Origin of the sequence: Kitasatospora sp. NPDC005748, assembly GCF_040630735.1 — a bacterium.
Lineage (GTDB): Bacteria > Actinomycetota > Actinomycetes > Streptomycetales > Streptomycetaceae > Kitasatospora.
This window is the reverse complement of record NZ_JBEXYD010000002.1, coordinates 18,689-39,251: the sequence shown is the minus strand read 5'-3', so window position 1 is coordinate 39,251 and position 20,563 is coordinate 18,689. Positions and strand designations below refer to the sequence as shown.

Below are 20,563 nucleotides of genomic sequence, written 5' to 3'. Positions count from 1 at the left end.
GCGGAGAAGGCGCGGAGCGAGTCCGGGGGGACTCGCTCCGCGCCTTCTCAACACCCACCGGCCCAGGTCAGCCCAGGGCGCTCCAGAACGGACAGCGGATCTCCGGCAGTGCCGCCGATCCGCCTACCGCGTAAGGGCCTTCGGGACCGCCGGGCGCGCCCCGCACCGGCTCCGAACGGGCCACCCCCGGCGAGGTCGCGGTCAGCCGGGCCTCGCCCAGGGCACCGAACTCCAGCGCCAGCCGGTAGCCGTCCGGCGTGACCGCGGCGACTCCGGGCAACTCGCGACAGGCGTTCACCGAGGTGATGGTCCAGCCGCGCCGCCGCCACCCCGCCTCCACCATGGCCGGTAACTCGCCCCGCCGGGCGCCCGAGATGATCGTGACGATGTCCCGGCCGCGGCCGACGTACCACTGGACGCCGCCGTCGGCCGGTCCGGAGCCCGGCGGCGGCAGCCGCGCACCCGCACGGGGTGCGGCGCACCGCCAGGACAGCGCCGGCCGGACGGCGTCCAGCGTCCGCTGCAGCAGCCACTCACAGCGTTCGCCGGCGGCCACCTGGTCCACGACCGTCCGCGCGGGCCGCGCGAACGGCCCGGCGGGCTCCGGGCACCGGGGACCGGCCGGGTTCTCGACGTTCACTTCGGTTCCACCTGACTGCACCGGGCCCTCCGCGCTTCTCCCGGTGCTCGGCCCGGGAAGGGATTGCGTCACTCCGTGGACGGCGCGCCGAACCGGCACAGTTCCCCGCCCCGCCCGACACGCCGGACCGGCCCGGTCGACCGCCCCGCCCGGCCGCGCCGAACCGACACCGGACACCTCGTGGTCTTCGAGCACTCCGAGGCCTTCACCCCCACGGTCCGCACCTTCCTCGCCGCCGCGCGACCTGGCAGTGACCTGCGTCACATTCACGGCCGCCCTCGTCACATTCCCGGCGGCCGATCCGCTCAGAGGGTGTCGCGAACGAACGCCACCCCTCACAGACAGGAGGCAGCCGCAGATGAAGCTCACCATCCTCGCCGCCACCGGCGGCATCGGACGACACCTGCTCACCCAGGCCGTCGCGGCCGGCCACGACGTCACCGTCGTGGTCCGCACCCCGGCCAGGCTGGCCGACCCGGCCGGGAGCGGCCGCGCCCCGGCCGGCGTCCGGGTCGTCCGCGCCGATCTGGCCGTCGCCGACCCGGCCGAACTGCAGTCCGCGGTCGCCGGCTCGGACGCCGTCCTCTCCGGCCTCGGCGCCCGCTCCAGCGCCGAGGCCGGTGTCGCCTGGCGCGGCACCCGGGCGGTCATCACCGCGATGCGCGAGGTGGGCGCCCGGCGCCTGATCGTGGTCAGCGCGGCCCCGATCGGCGCCGTCCCCTCCCCCGCCCGCCCGCGGCCGCCCCGGCACGACCCGGGCGACGGCTTCTTCATGCGCCACCTCGCCGCCCCGCTCACCCGGGCGGCCCTGCGCACGCACTACGCCGACCTGGCCCGGATGGAGGACGAGATCCGCGCCGGCGGGCTGGACTGGACGATCGTCCGCCCGCCCCGGCTCACCGACCGGCCGCTCACCCGGGACTACCGGACGGCGTACGGGCGCAACCTCCGCCGCGGCCTGTCGGTCGCCCGCGCCGATGTCGCCCACTGCATGCTCGGCCTGGTCGACCGGCCCGATTCGGTCCACCGGACCGTCGGCATCGCCGACTGACCGGGGCCCCACCCCTGTTCCCGACCCATCGTCAGACCCCCGGCCGAACTCCGCCGACCGCTCCGGCCGGCGGGGCCCACGACGGATTGCGACGGCGCGCCCGATGAACGACAACGACTCCCTGGCCCGGCGGTTCGAGCAGCACCGCCCCCATCTGCGGTCGGTGGCCTACCGGATGCTCGGCTCCCTGAGCGAGGCCGAGGACGCCGTCCAGGAGACCTGGTTCCGGCTCAGCCGCTCCGATGCCTCCCGCGTCGACAACCTGCCCGGCTGGCTGACCACCGTCGTCGGCCGGGTCTGCCTGGACCTGCTCCGCTCCCGCACCGCCCGGCGCGAGGCCCCGCTGGACACCCATGTGCCCGACCCGGTGATCACTCGCGCGGACACCGCCGACCCCGAACAGGCCGCGCTGCTGGCCGACTCGGTGGGCCTGGCCATGCTGGTGGTGCTGGACACCCTGCCGCCGGCCGAACGGCTCGCCTTCGTCCTGCACGACATGTTCGCGGTGCCGTTCGAGGAGCTCGCCCCGATCGTCGACCGCACCCCGGCCGCCACCCGCCAGCTCGCCAGCCGGGCCCGCCGCCGGGTCCGGGGCGCGGCCGCCCCGGAGACCGACCTCACCCGCCAGCGGGTCGTCGTCGACGCCTTCCTCGCGGCCTCCCGCAGCGGTGACTTCGACGCCCTGGTCGCCCTGCTCGACCCGGACGTCACCCTGCGCGCCGACGTCGGCGCCACCGGGGCCGGCGGCTTCCCCGGCATCCAGCACCTCGTCCACGGCGCGCCCGCCGTCGCCCGGCAGGCGCTGCTCTTCCGCGGCCTGGCACCCTTCGCCCGCCCGGCCCTGATCAACGGCGCGCTCGGCCTGGTCACCGCCCCCGACGGGCGGCTCTTCTCCGTCCTGGCGCTGACCGTCGTGAACGACCGCATCACCGAGATCAACCTGCTCGCCGACCCCGACCGCCTTCGCGACCTCCCCGTCCCGCCGCTCTGAGCGGGGCCGTCGGAGGAAGAGCAGGAGCAGGAGCAGCAGCTGGACAAGCAGCAGCACACTTCACCGTCGCCCGCAAGACCCGTGACAGAACGTCCGATAATCGATCCTGCCGGGAACAGGAACTGATCGGTCGTCAGTTCACGGAGAGAGCGGGCCCACGCGTACCGCCAGCCCCGTTCGACCCGAATGAACGACCAGGAGACGATCGTGCGCATACTCTTCACCGGCCCGGCCGCGCCCAGCCACCTCTTCCCGATGGTGCCGACCGCGCAGGCCCTGCGCGCAGCCGGACACGAGGTCCTGTTCGCCAGCCCGAAGCCGATGGACCAGCTCCGGCAGGCCGGCTTCCCGATAGCCGAGATCGGCGACGGCCGGCCACTCCGGGAGGCCTTCGAGGAGGCCACCGGCGAGGAGGCCCGGTACTCCAGGCCGGACCTGGACCAGGACCAGATCTTCGACATGGCGGCCGCCGCCTTCGCCCACGCCTCCCGCTCCACCGTGGACGACCTGCTCGCCGTCGCCGGCGCGTGGGAGCCCGACCTGCTGATCCACGACTCCTGCCTGGCCTCCGCCCAGCTGGTCGCGGCCAAGCTCAAGATCCCGGCGGCGCTCCAGAACTTCGGCCTCACCTCCGGCCTCGACCTGGCCGGTCGGCTGGCCACCCACTTCACCGATGTCTACGAGGCGCACGGCGTGGCCGGCCCCGCCGAGACCACCCCGCTGGACATCGTCCCGGCCTCGCTCGGCGGCGACGGGGGCGGCCTGCGGATGCGCTACCTCCCCTACAACGGCGGCGGTGTCGTCCCCGGCGACCTGCTGCGCCGCGGCACCCGGCCGCGGGTCGCCGTCACCCTGGGCACCGTGGTCGCCGAGATGGACGGCGTGCACGCCATCAGCCGGCTGATCGAGGCCGCCGCCGGGGTCGACGCCGAGTTCCTGCTCGCCGTCGGCGAGGCCGACCTCAGCCACCTCGGTCCGCTCCCGGCCAACGTCCGCCCGCTGCCCTGGGTCCCGCTCGCGGAGCTGCTGCGCGTCTGCGACGCCGTGGTCCACCACGGCGGCTCCGGCAGCACGCTCACCGGTCTGCAGGCCGGCGTGCCCCAGCTGCTCCTCCCCCAGGGCGCCGACAACTTCGCCGTCGCCGACATCCTCACCGCCACCGGGGCCGCCCTGCGCTCGGCCTCGGCCGACGTCGACACCGCCCTGCTCACCCGCCTCGTCGAGGAGCCGGCGCTGCGCGAGGCCGCCGCCCGCCTCCGGGCCGACAACGAGGCCCTCCCCACCCCGGCCGCCCTCGTCCCCGACATCGAGGCCCTCGCCGCCGCCCCGCGCTGACCCGGCCCACCCCGCGGGGACGCCGCAGCCGCAGGTCGGGTGACCTGCGGCTGCGGCGTCCCCGGGCGTCCGCGGAGGTCCCGCCGTACCGGGCGTCCGCTCGGGCCGACCACTCGCCGCCGCCCCGCTCAGGCCGCCCGTTCCCCGGCCCGCAGCGCGACCCGGGCCGGGAGCCAGGTGCCCACCGCGGCGAGCGCGGCCGCGCCGGCGACGACGATCACGAGCTGCCCCACCGGCACGGCGACTCCGGCCGTCCCCCGGGTGATGCCCCGGGCGTAGGTGGTGAGCACCGCGAAGGCGATCCCGAGTCCGAGCACGGTGGCGATCACGACGGAGGCCGCGGTCTCCCAGCCGAGCATCCGGCGGACCTGGCGGCGGGTGGTCCCGATCAGCCGCAGCGCGGTGAACTCCTGGCGGCGGTCGGTGATGCTCATCGCGAGGGTGTTGAGGACGGCGATCGCCACGAAGGCGATGATCAGGCCGAGCGTGACGTAGCCGATCTGGGCGCTCACCCGGTTGCCCGCGGACTGCGCGGCGGCGCGGTCCAGGACGCCGGTGCCGGGCTCGGCCCGCAGCGCCGAGGCCAGCGCCTCCCGGGAGACCCCCTCCCCCCGGACCAGCAGGTTGTCGTCGAGCGGGACGTCGACGTGCGCGGCGACCGGGCCGTGCGCCAGCGTCAGGTCGCCGAAGCCCAGGCCCCGGGCGTACAGGGCGACGACGGTGACCTCGGCCGGGGTGCCGTCGGCGAGGGTGAGCCGGACCCGCTGGCCGAGCCGGTAGCCCAGCCCGTCCGCGGCCGCCGCCGTGCCGTCCGCCAGCGCGCCGAGATCGCCCGCGGTCACCGCGAGGTCCAGGGTGTCGGTCAGCCGCTCGGGCGTGACCGCCTGCACGCTGCGCCTGGTCAGGCCGTCGCGGACCTGGGTGTGCAGCACCCGGGTCACCGTCCGCACGCCGGGGACGGCGGCGACCGAGGCGGCGGCGGAGGCGGGGACGCGCGGCCCGACCACGAAGTCGGCGACGCTGCCGCGGTCGCGCTGCGCACCCGCAGCGCCGTCCACGGTGGTCTGGGTGAACAGGATGGTGCAGGCCATCGCGACCAGCAGGGTCAGCGGCGTGACCACCGAGGCCAGCCGGTGCGCGGCGGCCCGCAGGTTGTGGGCGGCGAGGTAGCCGCCGACCCGGGAAGCCCGCAGCGGCAGGCCCAGCACCGCGACCCCGGCCCGGGCCGCCAGCGGGCCGAGCAGGGACAGCGCCGTGCACCAGAGCAGGACGGCGACGAAGCAGGCCGGGGTGGAGGCCTGGTCCGAGTGCAGCACGGTGAGCACGGCGGTGAGCACGACGGAGCCCGCGGCCGCGACGACGCCGAGGACGATCCGCGCCCAGCCCGGCCGGGGCGGCTTGATCTCGGCCTCGCCGAGGGCCTCCACCGGCTTGATCGCGGTGGCCCGCCGGGCCGAGATCCGGGCGGCGCCCCAGCCGGCCAGCAGGGTGGCGCCGGCGGCGGCGATCGCGGGGAACGGAGAGAGCACCACGGGGAGGTTCGCGGGGATCACGTCCAGGGCGACGAACCGGTCCCGGAGCCAACTGCCCAGCGGCAGGCCGGCGGCGGCGCCCAGCACCCCGGCGGCCAGCCCCACCGCGAGCGCCTCGCCGCCGATCATTTTGCGGACCTGTCGACCGGTCGCGGCGACGGCGCGCAGCACCGCGATCTCGCGCTGGCGCTGCTGGATCGAGAGGCCGAAGGTGCCGACCACGACCAGCAGGGCGACCAGCAGGGAGGTGCCGCCCAGCACACCGCCCATGCTGACCAGTCGGACCTGGGCGTTGGCGGCGTCGGGGAACTCCACCGGTCCGCGGTCGTCGCCGGTCCGGGCGAGGGCGACCGGGGCGACCTGCGTACCGGTGACGGCGGTGGCGGTAGTGCTACCGGCCTGGGTGCTCCGGAGCAGGGCCGCGACGTCGGTGGCGGCCGACGGCGCCGCCGGGAACACGCCGATCGCACTGAACAGGCCGTCGTGGCCGGCCAGCTGCCGGGCCCGCTCGGGGGCGAAGAACACCCCGGCCTGGGCGTCGAAGACCTGGGCGGTGACGCCGACGACCCGCACGGTCAGCGTCTCCCCGGCGGTGCGGGCCCGCACGGTGGAGCCGACGGCGAGGTGGGTCCGGGCGGCCGTGCCGGCGTCCAGCACGACCTCGTCGGCGGCCGACGGCGCGGCCCCCGAGGCCAGGGTCAGGCCGGCCAGCGGCGCGGACTCCCAGCCGTGGCCCCAGGAGTTCGCCGTGGGGCCGCCGGGCAGCAGCACCGGGAACGTCACCTCGGTGCTGACGGACCGCACCGAGGGCAGCGCCGCGATCCGGTCGGCGAGCGCGGCGGGCACCCAGGCCCGGCCGGCGATCGGCTTGGCCTTCTCCTTGACCTTCCCCTTGCCCTTGTTCTGGACCTGGTGGACGTTCTGGTCCCCGGCGACCACGATCGGCGCGGCCGCGTAGCGCTCCGGCCGGACGCCGCCGAGCAGCCCGGTGGCCAGCAGCGTCCCGCAGCCGCAGACCAGCGCGGCGGCGCAGAACAGGGCGACGAAGGCCCCGGCGAATCCGGCCTTGCGGTGCCGGAGGGTGGCTACGGCGAAGCTGAACATCATCGGTTCCACGCTCCCAGGCGGATCATGCGGTCGGCGACCTTGGCGGCGGTCGGCGCGGACATCGTGTCGGCGACCCGGCCGTCGGCCAGGAAGAGCACCTCGTCGGCGTAGGAGGCGGCGACCGGGTCGTGGGTGACCATGACGATGGTCTGGCCGAGCTCCTCGACGGTCTGCCGGAGCAGGGTCAGGACTTCGCGGGCGGTCATGGTGTCCAGGGCGCCGGTGGGCTCGTCGGCGAAGAGCACCTCGGGGTCCGAGATCAGCGCCCGGGCGATGGCGACGCGCTGCTGCTGGCCGCCGGAGAGCTGGCCCGGGCGGTGTCCGGTCCGCTCCCGCAGCCCCACCCGCCCGACCAGCGCGGCCAGCCTGGCGGCGTCGGCACGGCGGCCCGCCAGGCGCAGCGGCAGCGTGATGTTCTGCTCGACGGTCAGCGACGGCACGAGGTTGAACGACTGGAACACGAACCCCGCGCGCTCCCGGCGCAGTTCGGTCAGCTTGGTCTCGCTGAGCCGCGACAGGTCGGTGTCCCCCAGCCGGACCGTCCCGGAGCTCGGCCGGTCCAGCCCGGCCGCGCAGTGCAGGAACGTGCTCTTGCCCGAACCGGAGGGCCCCATCACCGCGGTGAAGCCGCCCTTGGGCAGCCGCACCGTCACCTCGCGCAGCGCGGCGACCGCCCCCCGCCCCTTGCCGTACACCTTGCTCACAGCTTCCAACGTGATCGCTTCGCTCATGCCTCCAGCCTGCCGAGCCGCGAACTCCCGGCCCAGGGACCGGATCACGAGCGACCCGTGACATCGTCACGGGTAGGGTCGTCGCATGATCAGACTCCTGCTGGCGGAGGACCAGCACGTGGTGCGCGGCGCGCTGGTGGCACTGCTGGAGCTGGAGCCCGACCTGGAGGTCGTCGCCCAGGCCGGCTCGGCCGACGACGTGGTGCCGCGCGCCCTCGTCGCCCTGCCCGACGTCGCGGTGCTCGACATCGAGATGCCCGGGCGCACCGACGGTCTCCAGGCAGCCGCGGCACTGAAGGAGAAGGTGCCGACCTGCCGAACCCTGATGCTCACTTCGAACGGCCGCCCCGGACTGCTCCGCCGCGCCCTGGACGCCAAGGTCGACGGCTTCCTGCTGAAGACCGCCCCGCCGGAGGAGCTGGTGGCGGCGATCCGGCAGGTGGCCGGCGGCGGCCGGGTGCTCGACCGGGGGCTCGCCGTCGCGGCCTGGGACCTCGCGGACAACCCGCTGACCCCGCGGGAGAACGACGTGCTGCGGGAGCTGGCCGAGGGCGCCGAGCCCCCGGAGATCGCGGCGCGGCTGCACCTGTCGACGGGGACGGTCCGCAATGTGCTGACGGCGGTCGTCGGCAAGCTCAACGCCCGCAACCGGACCGACGCGGTACGCATCGCGCGTGAGGCGGGCTGGCTGTAGCCGCCGCGCCCGCCCGCCCCCGGCGCTCCGGGCGTCAGCCCGCGGTGACCGCCCCACGCAGCACCGGCCTCAGCCCGCGGGCACCTCGGCGCGCAGCAGGTACCAGCCGTCGTCCGGACCGGCCGCCAGGGTGCCGCCGATCGCGGCGAGGCGGACGGTCAGCCCGCCGATCCCGGAGCCGGGCGCGCTGACGCCGTCCGGCGCCCCGTCGTTCTCCACCTCCAGCCGCACCGCTTCCCCGGCCACCGAGGTGGCGATGCGCGCGTGGCGGGCGGCGCTGTGCCGCAGGATGTTGGTGACCGCCTCCCGGAGGACCACGCTCAGCACGGCGCCGGCCGCCGGCGGCACCGGGACGTCGTCGACCTCCACCGTGATCGCCGCCGCCTCCAGTACCCCGGCGGCCGAGGCGAGTTCGGCCTCGAAGGACAACCGGGGGCTGTCGCTCACCACCGTCCGCAGTTCGGTCTCGCCGCGTTCGGCCAGCCGGACGATGTCCCGCAGCTCGGCCCGGCCGCGGTCGGGGTCCGTGGCCGCCAGCCGCCGGGCCAGCTCGGCCTTGAGCAGGATCGCGGTCAGTCCGTGGCCGAGCAGGTCGTGCAGGTCACGGGCGGCGCGCAGGCGCTCGGTCACCACCGCGGCGCGGGTCAGCCCCGCCCCCGCCCGCTGGAGCTCCCGCACCAGCCGGGCCAGCCGCAGGACGCCGTAGACCACGACGCAGGTGATCAGGGCGTCGACGGCGGCGAGCAGCACGGGCACCGGCCCGCCGCCGGTGAGCACACCGCCGGCCACCGCCGCCGCGACGGCGAGGGCCGCGCCGGCCCGGAGCGGGAGGGCGAACAGCAGCGCACCCGCGAGGATGCCGACCGCGCCGATCCAGTTCCGCCCGGACCAGGGCAGCGGAGCGAGGGCGATCACCGCCGAGGCGAGCAGCACGAGCCGGGCGTGGCGCGGCGAGTCCCGGGTCGCGAAGCGGATCTGGAGCAGGCAGAAGACCAGCAGGCAGGGTGCCCCGAGCGCGAGCAGCGGCACCGGGACGAGCAGCACGGCCTTGACGAAGAAGGTGCCCAGGACGAGGAGGTACAGGCCGAGCACGGTCCGCAGCTCGGGCGGGTCGGCCGCCTCCGCCGGCGCGGGCGTGGCCGCGACCGCCGCCTCGACGGCGAAGCGCCCGTCCGGCTCCAGACCGGCCGTCAGCCGACCGCCGACCTCGCGGACCCGGTCGGCGAGGCCGTCGAGCAGATCGGCGCCGAGCGCGGCCGTCGGCACGCCGTCACTGACCACCCGCAGCACCACCTGCCCGGCCCGCTCCCCGGTGACGATCTCGCACCGCCGCGCGTCACCGACCCGCACCACCGCCGTGACCGCCTCACGCAGCACCGCCGCCAGCACCGTCCCGGCCGGCCCGAGCGGCTCCGAGTGCCCGACCCGCAGGTCCGCGGCGATGCCCGCGGACGCCAGCAGCGCCCGGGCGCTCGCCGCCTCGGGGGCCAGCGACAGGCTGCGCAGCTCCGCCGCCGTGGCCCGGGTCGCCGCCAAGGTCCGCCGCGCCGCGCCGATGAGGTCCGCCAGGACGCCCGGATCGTCCCGGAGCGCCAGATCGCGGACCTCCTTCAACCCCTCGGCGAGCCCGCTCCGCAGCCCGGTCGCGATCCGCAGCCGCTCGGCGGTCACCGCGGCCGCCGCCAGCGCGAGCCGGGCCGCGTGCACCCGCGCCGCGAACAGCGCGAGCGTGGTGACGGCGTACAGCATCACGCCGCCGATCGCGACGATGAGCGTCATGTCGACGGCGTCCCGCACACTGCCCGACCGCACCAGCTCGATCAGGGCCGCGGAGGCGCCGAACAGCGGCACCAGCACCCGGCGCCGTTCCAGCAGCAACGAGGCGGCCGGGAGACAGAGCAACCCGACCGACACCCCGAACCCCAGCACCGCGACATACCCGACGGCCAGCTCCACCGCCGTCCCGACCCCCGGCGGCACCACCCCCAGCACCCGCCGCACCGCCGACGAACTGTGCCGCAGCTGCACCACCACCAGCACGACGCACGCCACGACCACGGCCACCCCGGCCCCCGGCGCCCCCGGAACCCGCGCCAGCCCCTTCAACAGGTGCACCGAAGCCACCGCGGCAGCCGCCGCCCCCACCAGCCCCCGCGCCGGCCACCCCGCCCGCGCCCCCACATCCACCCCCGCCACCCGGCGCATGCTACGCGGAACCCGATCAAGCCGGCAGCTCTGGCCCCACCCCGAATCCGCCCCGAAAAACAGCGAAACCGCAGATCCGAAGACCTGCGGTTTCGCCATGAAGAGCGGGCGACGAGAATCGAACTCGCGCTATAAGCTTGGGAAGCTCATGTTCTACCATTAAACTACGCCCGCCTGATGAGCCGTCAGAGACCGCTCGATCTGCGCCCACTGTACCCCATCCGTGACGCCCGTTGCACAGGTGGCCCGGGGTCGTGGCGGAGCCGCCCGGGGCGGGGGTGGAGGCGTACTGTGTGGGCCGCGTGAGAGTGCTCCGGCGGGTGGGTTCCGGGGCGGCGAGCCATCCTGTGGAATGTCCGGAACATCCCCTAATGTGACGCTGTCCCGAAGGCTCGGCCGTTCGGGGTGCGATGAGTACGGGTGAGTACCGGGGTAAGGATGGGAAGGGGACCGATGGAGCAGCGCGCCGTCGTTCGTTGTGCCGAGGGGCACCTGTTCAGCACCACCACGTTCCCGATGCAGAACCTCGGGCCGGGCCGGCTGGGGCCCGGGCGGCTGATCCGCTGCCCGCAGTGCGGGCGGATGCGCAGTTCGGTGCTGGCCGACGTACGGGAGCTGTCCGCGCCGCAACTGGCCCGGGCGATGCGGCTGGAGGCCGCGGAGTTCCTCGCCTGAGGGCGGGTACCAGGACGGACGGGGCCCCGGACGATTCGTCCGGGGCCCCGTCGTGCACGTAACCTCGGAGCGTGCTGCTCTCTGACAAGGACATTCGGGCCGAGATCGACAAGGGCCGGGTCGTGATCGACCCGTTCGACCCCGCGATGATCCAGCCGTCCAGTATCGATGTGCGACTGGACCGCTTCTTCCGGGTGTTCGAGAACCACCGGTATCCCCACATCGATCCCTCCGAGGAGCAGCCGGACCTGACCCGGCTGGTCGAGCCGGAGGGCGACGACGCGTTCATCCTGCACCCCGGCGAGTTCGTGCTGGCGTCGACCTACGAGGTCATCTCGCTGCCGGACGACGTGGCCTCGCGGCTGGAGGGCAAGTCCAGCCTGGGCCGGCTCGGCCTGCTGACGCACTCCACGGCCGGCTTCATCGACCCCGGCTTCAGCGGGCACGTCACGCTGGAGCTGTCGAACGTCGCGACGCTGCCGATCAAGCTCTACCCGGGGATGAAGATCGGGCAGCTCTGCCTGTTCCGCCTCTCCTCGCCGTCGGAGCACCCGTACGGCTCGGCGCGGTACGGCTCGCGCTACCAGGGCCAGCGCGGCCCGACGCCGTCCCGGTCCTACCTGAACTTCCACCGCACGGACATCTGAGCCCGGACGGTCCCAAGCACACCGAGCGCACGCACAGCGGGCGGCCACCCCTCCGTCGGGGGGGGTGGCCGCCCGCGGCGTTCCCGGTGGTGCTCAGACCCGCTCGGGGCGGGTGACGGCGACCAGCTCGCTGCCGTCCTCGGAGAGCCGCAGCTCGGTGCGGAGCGCCGCCAGCTCGCCCAGGTGGTGCAGGTGGGTGCCGCCGCAGAAGATCTGCGCGGCGCCCTCGGGCAGCTCGCAGTGCCACTGGCGGCGGGCGGTCAGCTCGGGGCCGGGGACGTCGATGCGGACCGGCGCGTCGGCGGCGACCCAGGCGGCCAGCTGCCGGTTGACCGCCTCGGTGAGGTCGGGCAGGGCGTCGGCGAGGGCCGGGAACTCGTCGGTCGCCTCGGCGGTGAAGCCCTTCTTGCGCAGCGACTTGCCGAGCCGGTAGGTGTCGGTACTCGCCTCGGTGTCCATCACGGAGCTCGCCATCGCGAGGCTGTCGAAGTCCGGGTTGCCGAAGGCGTCGGCGCGGCCCGGGTCCTTGCGCCAGCGCGGCGCGAGGGCCGCGTTCAGGGCGAGCGCGAGCAGGTGGCAGCCGCTGTGCGAGGCGCAGAGGGCGGCGCGCCGGCCCGGGTCGACGGCGAGCGTCGCGGTCTTGCCGACGAGGCCGTCCGGGGCCCCCTCGACCACGTGCAGGACCAGCCAGGACCACTCCTCGTCACCGCGCCGGACCGGGATGTCGGCGCCGACCAGCGGCGCGCCGCCGTCCGGGCCCACCGCACCGGTCAGGCAGTCGACGACGGCCAGTTCGGTGCCGTCCACGGTCAGGGTGCCGAGGTCGGCCGGCTGGTCGGGCCAGGTGTGGTCGAGCGGGTGGAACGGCGTCGCCGCGGTGACGACCGCGTGGCGGCCGCCGTCCAGCGGGTGCACCGCGAGCACCGGGGACTCGCCGGTCACCGCCCCGGCCGGGAAGCTGACGTGGGTGGTGGGGAGGGTCATGCCTGGCTCCGTGCGCGTGAGGGTGGTGGACGTGAGGGTGGTGGAAGCGGAACGGGCCCCGCAGGCGGGGCCCGTCGACCATTCTCCCCCGGGCCCGCGCCGCGCCTTCCCCGGTTCCTCGGCCGGGAACGGACAGGCCGACCGGCCCCGGGACGGGCAGGCCGACCAGCCCCGGAGCGGACAGGCCGACCGGCCCAGGGGGACAGCCAGGGTGGACAGGAGACTGATCAGCCCAGGGTGGGCAGCTTGATCAGCACCAGCAGCGCCAGCAGCTGGAGCGCGGCGGCGCCGGCCGCCTTGCCCCACGGCAGGTCGTGCACCCGGCGGACCATCGTGGTCAGCAGGACGGCGCAGAACAGCCAGGTGGCCCAGCCGACGACCTGGACGACGAGGTTGTCGGACGGCAGCACGAGCGCCAGCAGCAGCCGGGGCGCATCCGTCGTCCAGCCGATCAGCACGGCGAGGCCGACCGTCGACTTCCACGGGCCGTCCCCGCCGAACTGGCGGGCCAGCGCGTAGGTGACCGCGCCGAGCGTGGCGCCGGCCACGGTGAAGCCGATCGCGGCGACGACCATCGCGGTGAGCGCGCTGGTGAAGGTCGAGTTGACCACGTCGTCGTGGGTCAGGCCGATGCCCAGCACGGCCAGCGCGCCGTACAGCAGCGAGACGGTGAGCGCGGGCAGCCAGACCTGGTGGTCGCGGGTGCGGTCGAAGGTGGCCGTCGGGTTGCGGAAGATCCCGATCAGCAGCTCGCGCCAGCGCGGGCGCGGGCCGGTGGCGTGCGGGGCGGCCTGGCCGCCGGCCCGGTACACCGCGACGTTGTCCGGCTGACCGTCCTGGCCGTGGCCGTAGGCCTGGTCGGGCCCTTGGTCGTAGCCCTGGCCATAACCCTGCTCGTAGCCCTGCTCGTACCCCTGCGGGTACGGCTGCTGCCCGTACTCCGCCGGGTACCCCTGCTGCGGGTACGGCTCGCCCGCGTACGGGTCGCCGCCGGTCGGGAAGGCCCGGGTGTGCCCGGGCTGGTCGGCCGCGTACGGGTCGTACCCGCCGGCCTGGGGACCGCCGTGCCCGCCGGGGGACGACGCCCCCGGCCGCGGTGCCGTCCCCCGGTGCGGAGCGGTGAAGTACTCCGGACCGTCCGCCTGCCCGTACCCCCCGGGCGCCCCCACCGAGGGGGGAGGAGCCGACCACCCGCCACGGGGGTCGGCGCCCTGACCGCTGTCGTATCGATTACCAGCCACGCTCCGAAGGTACCCGTCCGGCCGACTCCGTGTCGGTCGGGCACCGAGCCGGAGCCGGTTTGCAGCGAGCCTGTGACGACGGCGCCCGGGGCGGGGCCCGGGGCGCCGTGTCGGGCGGGTCCTACCGCTGCGCGCTCACGGCCGGCGCGTGCACCGCCGCGGCCGCCGAGGCACCGGCCGGGCAGCCGCCCGGGCCGGCCGAGGTGCGGACGGCGCCGACCGGCAGCAGCGTGCCGCAGGCGACCCGGATGCCGTTCGGCAGCTCGTTGTCCGACTCGACGATCGCGCCGTCGCCGATCACCGCGCCGTCCAGCGCCGTCCGGTCGCCGACGGTCGCGTACGCGCCCACGATCGAGTCCTTGACCAGGGTGTCCGGGCCGATGGACGCGCCGGGCAGGATCACGCTGCCCTCGACGATCGCGCCGGCCTCGATCACCGCGCCCGCGGACACCACGGTCCCGCCGCTCAGCACGGCGCCGGGGTGCACGGTGGCACCGGGCAGCAGCAGGGCGTCACCGGTGGGGCCGGGGACGGCCGGGGAGTCGACCTTGCCGAGGACCAGGTCGGCCGAGCCGCGGACGAAGGCCGCCGGCGTCCCGAGGTCCAGCCAGTACGAGGTGTCGACCACACCGCGCAGCAGCGCGCCGGTGGCCAGCAGCTCGGGGAAGGTCTCGCGCTCGACGGAGACCTCGCGCCCGGCCGGGATCCGGTCGATCACCGAGCGGGTGAAGACGTAGCAGCCGGCGTTGATCTGGTCGGTGACGATCTGCTCGGGCGTCTCCGGCTTCTCCAGGAACTCCAGCACCCGCCCGTCCTCGTCGGTCGGGACGAGCCCGAAGGCGCGCGGGTCCTCGACCCGGGTGAGGTGCAGCGTGACGTCGGCCCCGGCGGCCACGTGGCCGTCGCGCAGGGCCGCGATGTCGACGCCGGACAGGATGTCCCCGTTGAAGATCAGGACCGGCTCGTCGGGGCCGCAGGTCAGCCCGGAGGCCGCGTTGCGGATCGCGCCACCGGTGCCGAGCGGCTCCCGCTCGGTCAGGTAGACCAGCTCGATGCCGTACGGCGTCCCGTCCTGGAAGTGGTCCTCGAAGACCTCGGCCAGGTAGGAGGTGGCGAGCACCACGCGGGTCACCCCGGCCGCGGCCGCGCGGGCCAGCTGGTGCGCGATGAACGGGACGCCCGCCACGGGCAGCATGGGCTTGGGGGTGTGGGTGGTCAGCGGACGCAGTCGCGTGCCCTTACCACCGACCAGCATGATCGCCTCGGTCATGGTCTGCGCTGTTCCCCTTGTGGTCTCCGCGGCCCGGCCCGGCGGGCCGATACCTCCGTCAGTGGTCTGGAAACCCGTCCGGACGGCCGGCACGGGTCGACCGGCACAGGGCCGGTCCGGCGCCTACTGTATTTCCTTCCGACCCGGGCCCGGTCGGGCGGGCGGGCGGTTGGCGTCCCGCCCACCGCGCGGCGCTCCGGAGAACGCCGCGCCAAGTCCGGTGGAAGACCGGGTGCGAGCCGCACCGGAGCCCGGCGAAAAGCCCGGCCCGGCGGGCGCTCGTCGCACCCACCGGGCCGGGCAGTTGTAGCAGAACTGTCGAACAGCCGGGTGGTCGTGGCCCGGGCCGACCGCCCTCGGGCCGGAGGCACCGGGCCGACCGTCACCGGTCAGGCGTCACCGGTCAGGCGTCGACGGTCTCCGCCGCCTCCGCCGGCTCGGCCGGCGGCAGTGCCTTCACCGAGTCGAGCAGCAGCTGGGCGACGTCGACCACCTTCAGGTGCTCCTTGGCCGCGCCCTCGTTCTTCTTCCCGTTGACCGAGTCGGAGAGCATCACCAGGCAGAACGGGCAGGCGGTGGAGACGATGTCGGGGTTGAGCGACAGCGCCTCGTCCACGCGCTCGGTGTTGATCCGCTTGCCGATGCGCTCCTCCATCCACATCCGCGCGCCACCGGCGCCGCAGCAGAAGCCGCGCTCCTTGTGGCGGTGCATCTCCTGCTGGCGCAGACCGGGGACCTTGTCCATGATCTCGCGCGGCGGGCTGTAGACCTTGTTGTGCCGGCCCAGGTAGCAGGGGTCGTGGTAGGTGATCAGGCCCTCGACCGGGTTCACCGGGACGAGCTTGCCCTCGTCGATCAGGTGCTGCAGCAGCTGGGTGTGGTGGATGACCTCGAAGTGGCCGCCCAGCTGCGGGTACTCGTTGGCGATGGTGTTGAAGCAGTGCGGGCAGGTGGCGACGATCCGCTTCTTCGGAGCGTCCTCCAGCGCCGCGTTCAGGGTCTCGACGTTCTGCGCGCCGAGCATCTGGAAGAGGAACTCGTTGCCCAGGCGGCGGGCGGAGTCACCGGTGCAGGACTCCTCCTTGCCGAGGATCGCGAACTGCACGCCGGCGGTGTGCAGCAGCTCCGCGAAGGCCTTGGTGGTCTTCTTGGCGCGGTCCTCCAGGGCGCCGGCGCAGCCGACCCAGTAGAGGTACTCGACCTCGGCGGGGTCGATGTCCTCACCGATCACCGGCACCTCGATGCCGGTCTCCTTCTTCAGCTCCTTGACCCAGTCCAGGCGGGCCTTGGTGGCCATGCCCCACGGGTTGCCCTTGTTCTCCAGGTTCTTGAGCATCGTCCCGGCCTCGGTCGGGAAGGAGCTCTCGATCATCACCTGGTAGCGGCGCATGTCGACGATGTGGTCGACGTGCTCGATGTCCACCGGGCACTGCTCGACGCAGGCGCCGCAGGTGGTGCAGGACCAGAGCACGTCGGGGTCGATGACCCCGCCCTCCTCGGCGGTGCCGATCAGCGGGCGCTCGGCCTCGGCGAGCGCCTCGGCGGGCACGCCGGCCAGCTGCTCGGCGGTGGCGCGCTCCTCGCCCTCCATGTCCTTGCCGCCGCCGGCGAGCAGGTACGGCGCCTTGGCGAAGGCGTGCTCGCGCAGGCTCATGATCAGCAGCTTGGGCGAGAGCGGCTTGCCGGTGTTCCAGGCGGGGCACTGCGACTGGCAGCGGCCGCACTCGGTGCAGGTGGAGAAGTCGAGGATGCCCTTCCAGGAGAAGTGCTCGACCTGGGAGACGCCGAAGACGGCGTCGTCGGCCGGGTCCTCGAAGTCGATCGGGGCGCCGCCGCTGGTCATCGGCCGCAGGGCGCCGAGCGCGGTGCCGCCGTCCTCCTCGCGCTTGAAGTAGATGTTGAAGAAGGCGAGGAAGCGGTGCCAGGCCACGCCCATCGAGGGGTTGATGCCGATGGTGATCGCCCACGCGAAGGAGATGCAGATCTTCAGCATCGCGAAGAGGTAGATCAGGTTCTCCAGCGTGCCGTGCGCCAGGCCCTTGAAGGCCAGCACCAGCGGGTAGGAGACCAGGTACTTCGCCTCGTACGAGCCGACGTTCTCCAGCGCGCCCTCCAGGCCGCGCAGGATCATGATGCAGAGGCCGATGCCGAGGATCGTGTACTCGACGTAGAAGGCCTGCCAGGCGATCGAGCCGGCGAACCGGGACTTGCGGCCGGACCGCGACGGCAGGCTGAGCAGCCGGATCACGATCAGGGTCGCGATGCCCAGCGTGGTCAGCGTGCCGACCAGCTCGGTGAAGAGCTCGTACGGCAGCCAGCCGCCGAGCACCGGCAGCACGAACTCGGCGTCGAACAGCTGGAAGAAGGCGGTCAGCAGGGTGAGGCCGAGGGTGAAGAAGCCCACCGCGACGAACCAGTGCGCGATGCCGACGACGCCCCAGCGGTTCATCCTGGTGTGGCCGACGAACTCGACCGCCACGGTCTTCACCCGCTGGGCGGGCACGCCGAATCTGGTGGGGTCGGACTGACCCGTCCGCACCACCTTGAAGATGTACATCGCCGCACGGGCGGCGAGCGCGGTGCCGATCACAAACGTGACCAGCGAGATGACGATCGCTGCTAGCTGCATCGGCTCTCCGTCTCCTGCGGCTTCCTGGTGAGGGTTTCTACGCGTGCGAGTGTACTCGTCGGTAACTTGCCGGGCCGACGGCCCGGACATTACCGCCCGTCAACACTCCTCCAGAAGATGCTCAAGGTATGGCGGCAGTCACGCGAGCCCGGCGCACCACGCCTTCCGGCGGGTCGGCGCGATTTTCGGCTCAGCAAAGTTGAGCCGCTGGGACTCATAGCTGTTGACGCCCTCCGCCGAGTCGTGCATCCTTGAGCCTGTAAAGCTCAACTCTTCCGTGGAGGTACCAACGATGGCACGCGCGGTCGGCATCGACCTCGGTACGACGAACTCGGTCGTCAGCGTCCTTGAGGGTGGCGAACCCACCGTCATCACGAACGCCGAGGGTGCGCGGACCACGCCGTCCGTCGTGGCCTTCGCCAAGAACGGCGAGGTGCTGGTCGGCGAGGTCGCCAAGCGCCAGGCGGTCACCAACGTCGACCGGACCATCCGCTCGGTCAAGCGCCACATGGGCACCGGGTGGAAGATCAACCTGGACGGCAAGGACTTCAACCCCCAGCAGATCAGCGCCTTCGTGCTGCAGAAGCTGAAGCGGGACGCCGAGGCCTACCTGGGCGAGACGGTCACCGACGCCGTCATCACCGTCCCGGCCTACTTCTCCGACTCGGAGCGCCAGGCGACCAAGGAGGCCGGTGAGATCGCGGGCCTCAACGTCCTGCGCATCGTCAACGAGCCCACCGCGGCCGCCCTGGCCTACGGCCTGGACAAGGACGACCAGACCATTCTGGTCTTCGACCTCGGCGGCGGCACCTTCGACGTGTCCCTGCTGGAGATCGGCGACGGGGTCGTCGAGGTGAAGGCCACCAACGGTGACAACCACCTCGGTGGTGACGACTGGGACCAGAAGGTCGTCGACCACCTGGTCAAGGTCTTCCAGGCCGGCCACGGCGTGGACCTGTCCAAGGACAAGATGGCCCTCCAGCGTCTGCGCGAGGCCGCCGAGAAGGCCAAGATCGAGCTGTCCTCGTCCTCCGAGACCTCGATCAACCTGCCCTACATCACGGCCTCCGCCGAGGGCCCGCTGCACCTGGACGAGAAGCTCACCCGCGCCCAGTTCCAGCAGCTCACCTCCGACCTGCTGGAGCGCTGCAAGGTCCCGTTCCACAACGTCATCAAGGACGCCGGCATCGCGCTGTCCGAGATCGACCACGTGGTCCTGGTCGGCGGCTCGACCCGGATGCCCGCCGTCGCCGAGCTCGTCCGCGAGCTGACCGGCGGCAAGGACGCCAACAAGGGCGTCAACCCGGACGAGGTCGTCGCGATCGGCGCCGCGCTCCAGGCCGGTGTCCTCAAGGGCGAGGTCAAGGATGTCCTGCTGCTCGACGTCACCCCGCTGTCCCTCGGCATCGAGACCAAGGGCGGCATCATGACCAAGCTGATCGAGCGCAACACCACGATCCCGACCAAGCGCTCGGAGATCTTCACCACGGCCGAGGACAACCAGCCGTCCGTGCAGATCCAGGTCTACCAGGGCGAACGCGAGATCGCCGCGTACAACAAGAAGCTCGGCATGTTCGAGCTGACCGGTCTCCCGCCGGCCCCCCGCGGCCTGCCCCAGATCGAGGTCACCTTCGACATCGACGCCAACGGCATCATGCACGTCGGTGCCAAGGACCTCGGCACCGGCAAGGAGCAGAAGATGACCGTCACCGGCGGCTCCGCGCTGCCGAAGGACGACATCGAGCGCATGATGCGCGAGGCCGAGCAGTACGCGGAGGAGGACCACAAGCGCCGCGAGTCGGTCGAGACCCGCAACCAGGCCGAGCAGCTCGTCTACTCGACCGAGAAGTTCATCGCGGACAACGCGGAGAAGCTCCCGGCCGACGTCAAGACCGAGGTCGAGACCGCCATCGGCGAGCTCAAGGAGACCCTGAAGGGCGAGGACATCGCGGCCATCCGCGAGGCCTCCGAGAAGGTCTCCACCACCGCCCAGAAGCTCGGCCAGGCGCTCTACGCCAACGCCGACGCCGCCGGTGCCGCGCCGGCCGGTGACGCCGCCGGCGCCAAGGACGACGACGTCGTCGACGCCGAGATCGTGGACGACGAGAAGCCCAAGGGCGGTGCGGCATGACGGAGAAGCCGCAGGGTGCTGAGCCCGGCGACGACTCCGCCGAGGAGGCCGTGATCGAGGCCGCCGAGGAGGCCGCGGCAGCCGGTGACACCACCGGTGCCGCGGGCGACGCCGCTGCCAAGCAGCTCGCCGAGCGGACCGCCGACCTCCAGCGCCTTCAGGCCGAGTACCAGAACTACCGCAAGCGGGTCGAGCGGGACCGTCTGACGGTCCGCGAGATCGCGGTCTCCAACATCCTGGAGTCCCTGATCCCGGTGCTGGACGACATCGGCCGGGCCCGCGAGCACGGCGAGGTGACGGGCGGCTTCAAGTCCGTCGCCGAGTCGCTGGAGACGGTCGTGGCCAAGCTGGGCCTCCAGCAGTTCGGCAAGGAGGGCGAGCCCTTCGACCCGACCATGCACGAGGCGCTGATGCACAGCTACTCCTCGGACGTCACCGAGGACACCTGCGTCCAGATCCTCCAGCCCGGCTACCGGATCGGCGAGCGGATCATCCGCCCGGCGATGGTGGCGGTCGCGGAGCCCCAGCCGGGCACCCAGACCACCTCCGCGCCGGACGCCGAGTCGGCGAAGTCCGCGGAGTCGGACAAGGCTGACGGTGGCGCGGACAGCTGACACCCCGTGCGCTGCGGAGTCGTACGCCGGCCAGTACGGCGGCCGGCTCCGCAGCGCCGTATCCGTTGACCCGGTTCCCCGCGGCG

15 protein-coding genes, 1 tRNA gene and 1 pseudogene are annotated in these 20,563 nt (G+C 73.6%); 8 read left to right on the top strand and 9 right to left on the bottom strand.

The window, feature by feature from the left end:
* Window positions 1-67: 67 nt before the first annotated feature.
* Window positions 68-640 (bottom strand): hypothetical protein, encoded by a 573-nt coding sequence (locus ABZ495_RS01595; protein WP_359804049.1) that lies wholly within the window; start codon window positions 638-640, stop codon window positions 68-70.
* 358 nt (window positions 641-998) lie between these two features.
* On the opposite strand from ABZ495_RS01595, the gene ABZ495_RS01590 reads away from it, so the two are divergent.
* The 3 genes from ABZ495_RS01590 (at window position 999) to ABZ495_RS01580 (ending at window position 4,017) form a co-directional block, all read left to right on the top strand.
* Window positions 999-1,691: an NAD(P)-binding oxidoreductase gene (locus ABZ495_RS01590; RefSeq protein ID WP_359804048.1), complete on the top strand. Its 693-nt coding sequence runs from the start codon at window positions 999-1,001 to the stop codon at window positions 1,689-1,691.
* A gap of 103 nt (window positions 1,692-1,794) precedes the next feature.
* Window positions 1,795-2,682, top strand: a complete 888-nt coding sequence (sigJ, locus tag ABZ495_RS01585) for an RNA polymerase sigma factor SigJ (RefSeq protein WP_359833916.1) — start codon at window positions 1,795-1,797, stop codon at window positions 2,680-2,682.
* Between the two features lie 207 nt (window positions 2,683-2,889).
* Window positions 2,890-4,017 carry a nucleotide disphospho-sugar-binding domain-containing protein gene (locus ABZ495_RS01580; RefSeq protein ID WP_359804047.1) on the top strand — a complete coding sequence of 376 codons (1,128 nt, stop codon included), beginning with the start codon at window positions 2,890-2,892 and terminating at the stop codon, window positions 4,015-4,017.
* 128 nt (window positions 4,018-4,145) lie between these two features.
* Here ABZ495_RS01580 and ABZ495_RS01575 read toward each other — a convergent pair whose 3' ends face one another.
* Both ABZ495_RS01575 and ABZ495_RS01570 read right to left on the bottom strand, forming a co-directional pair.
* Entirely contained in the window at window positions 4,146-6,656 is a 2,511-nt protein-coding gene (locus ABZ495_RS01575) for an FtsX-like permease family protein (RefSeq protein ID WP_359833914.1), read from the bottom strand.
* A complete protein-coding gene (locus tag ABZ495_RS01570) occupies window positions 6,653-7,387 on the bottom strand; it encodes an ABC transporter ATP-binding protein (protein WP_352288389.1) in 735 nt (244 codons plus the stop codon). The genes ABZ495_RS01575 and ABZ495_RS01570 overlap by 4 nt, the downstream gene beginning before the upstream one ends.
* Window positions 7,388-7,472: 85 nt before the next feature.
* Between ABZ495_RS01570 and ABZ495_RS01565 the strand changes: the two genes are divergently transcribed.
* Window positions 7,473-8,081, top strand: a complete 609-nt coding sequence (locus ABZ495_RS01565) for a response regulator transcription factor (protein WP_359833913.1) — start codon at window positions 7,473-7,475, stop codon at window positions 8,079-8,081.
* A 69-nt stretch (window positions 8,082-8,150) separates the two neighbouring features.
* Here the strand turns inward: ABZ495_RS01565 and ABZ495_RS01560 are convergent, their stop codons facing one another.
* Window positions 8,151-10,196 carry a histidine kinase gene (locus ABZ495_RS01560; protein ID WP_359833911.1) on the bottom strand — a complete coding sequence of 682 codons (2,046 nt, stop codon included), beginning with the start codon at window positions 10,194-10,196 and terminating at the stop codon, window positions 8,151-8,153.
* 193 nt (window positions 10,197-10,389) lie between these two features.
* Window positions 10,390-10,460, bottom strand: a tRNA-Gly gene (locus tag ABZ495_RS01555).
* Window positions 10,461-10,739: 279 nt separating this feature from the next.
* Between ABZ495_RS01555 and ABZ495_RS01550 the strand changes: the two genes are divergently transcribed.
* Window positions 10,740-10,961 carry a hypothetical protein gene (locus ABZ495_RS01550; RefSeq protein WP_329488707.1) on the top strand — a complete coding sequence of 74 codons (222 nt, stop codon included), beginning with the start codon at window positions 10,740-10,742 and terminating at the stop codon, window positions 10,959-10,961.
* Window positions 10,962-11,032: 71 nt separating this feature from the next.
* Complete coding sequence (gene dcd, locus ABZ495_RS01545; protein WP_329488708.1) at window positions 11,033-11,608, top strand: dCTP deaminase; 576 nt, start codon at window positions 11,033-11,035, stop codon at window positions 11,606-11,608.
* A 93-nt stretch (window positions 11,609-11,701) separates the two neighbouring features.
* Here the strand turns inward: dcd and ABZ495_RS01540 are convergent, their stop codons facing one another.
* The 4 genes and pseudogenes from ABZ495_RS01540 to ABZ495_RS01525 all read right to left on the bottom strand — a co-directional run bounded on the left by ABZ495_RS01540 (window position 11,702) and on the right by ABZ495_RS01525 (window position 17,732).
* The gene (locus tag ABZ495_RS01540) at window positions 11,702-12,592 is read right to left on the bottom strand and encodes a metal-dependent hydrolase (protein WP_359833909.1); all 891 of its coding nucleotides are present in this window, start codon (window positions 12,590-12,592) and stop codon (window positions 11,702-11,704) included.
* Window positions 12,593-12,819: 227 nt separating this feature from the next.
* Window positions 12,820-13,833, bottom strand: coding sequence for a YIP1 family protein (locus tag ABZ495_RS01535; RefSeq protein ID WP_359833906.1), 1,014 nt, complete (start codon window positions 13,831-13,833; stop codon window positions 12,820-12,822).
* 196 nt (window positions 13,834-14,029) lie between these two features.
* Window positions 14,030-15,103 (bottom strand): annotated as a pseudogene (locus tag ABZ495_RS01530) (NDP-sugar synthase); the annotation flags it as partial.
* A gap of 403 nt (window positions 15,104-15,506) precedes the next feature.
* The gene (locus tag ABZ495_RS01525) at window positions 15,507-17,732 is read right to left on the bottom strand and encodes a heterodisulfide reductase-related iron-sulfur binding cluster (protein WP_359833904.1); all 2,226 of its coding nucleotides are present in this window, start codon (window positions 17,730-17,732) and stop codon (window positions 15,507-15,509) included.
* A 292-nt stretch (window positions 17,733-18,024) separates the two neighbouring features.
* On the opposite strand from ABZ495_RS01525, the gene dnaK reads away from it, so the two are divergent.
* Both dnaK and grpE read left to right on the top strand, forming a co-directional pair.
* On the top strand, window positions 18,025-19,863 hold the full coding sequence (dnaK, locus tag ABZ495_RS01520) for a molecular chaperone DnaK (RefSeq protein ID WP_329488712.1): 1,839 nt from the start codon (window positions 18,025-18,027) through the stop codon (window positions 19,861-19,863).
* Window positions 19,860-20,477: a nucleotide exchange factor GrpE gene (gene grpE / locus ABZ495_RS01515; protein ID WP_359833902.1), complete on the top strand. Its 618-nt coding sequence runs from the start codon at window positions 19,860-19,862 to the stop codon at window positions 20,475-20,477. Before dnaK ends, grpE begins: the two co-directional genes overlap by 4 nt.
* Window positions 20,478-20,563: the final 86 nt, after the last annotated feature.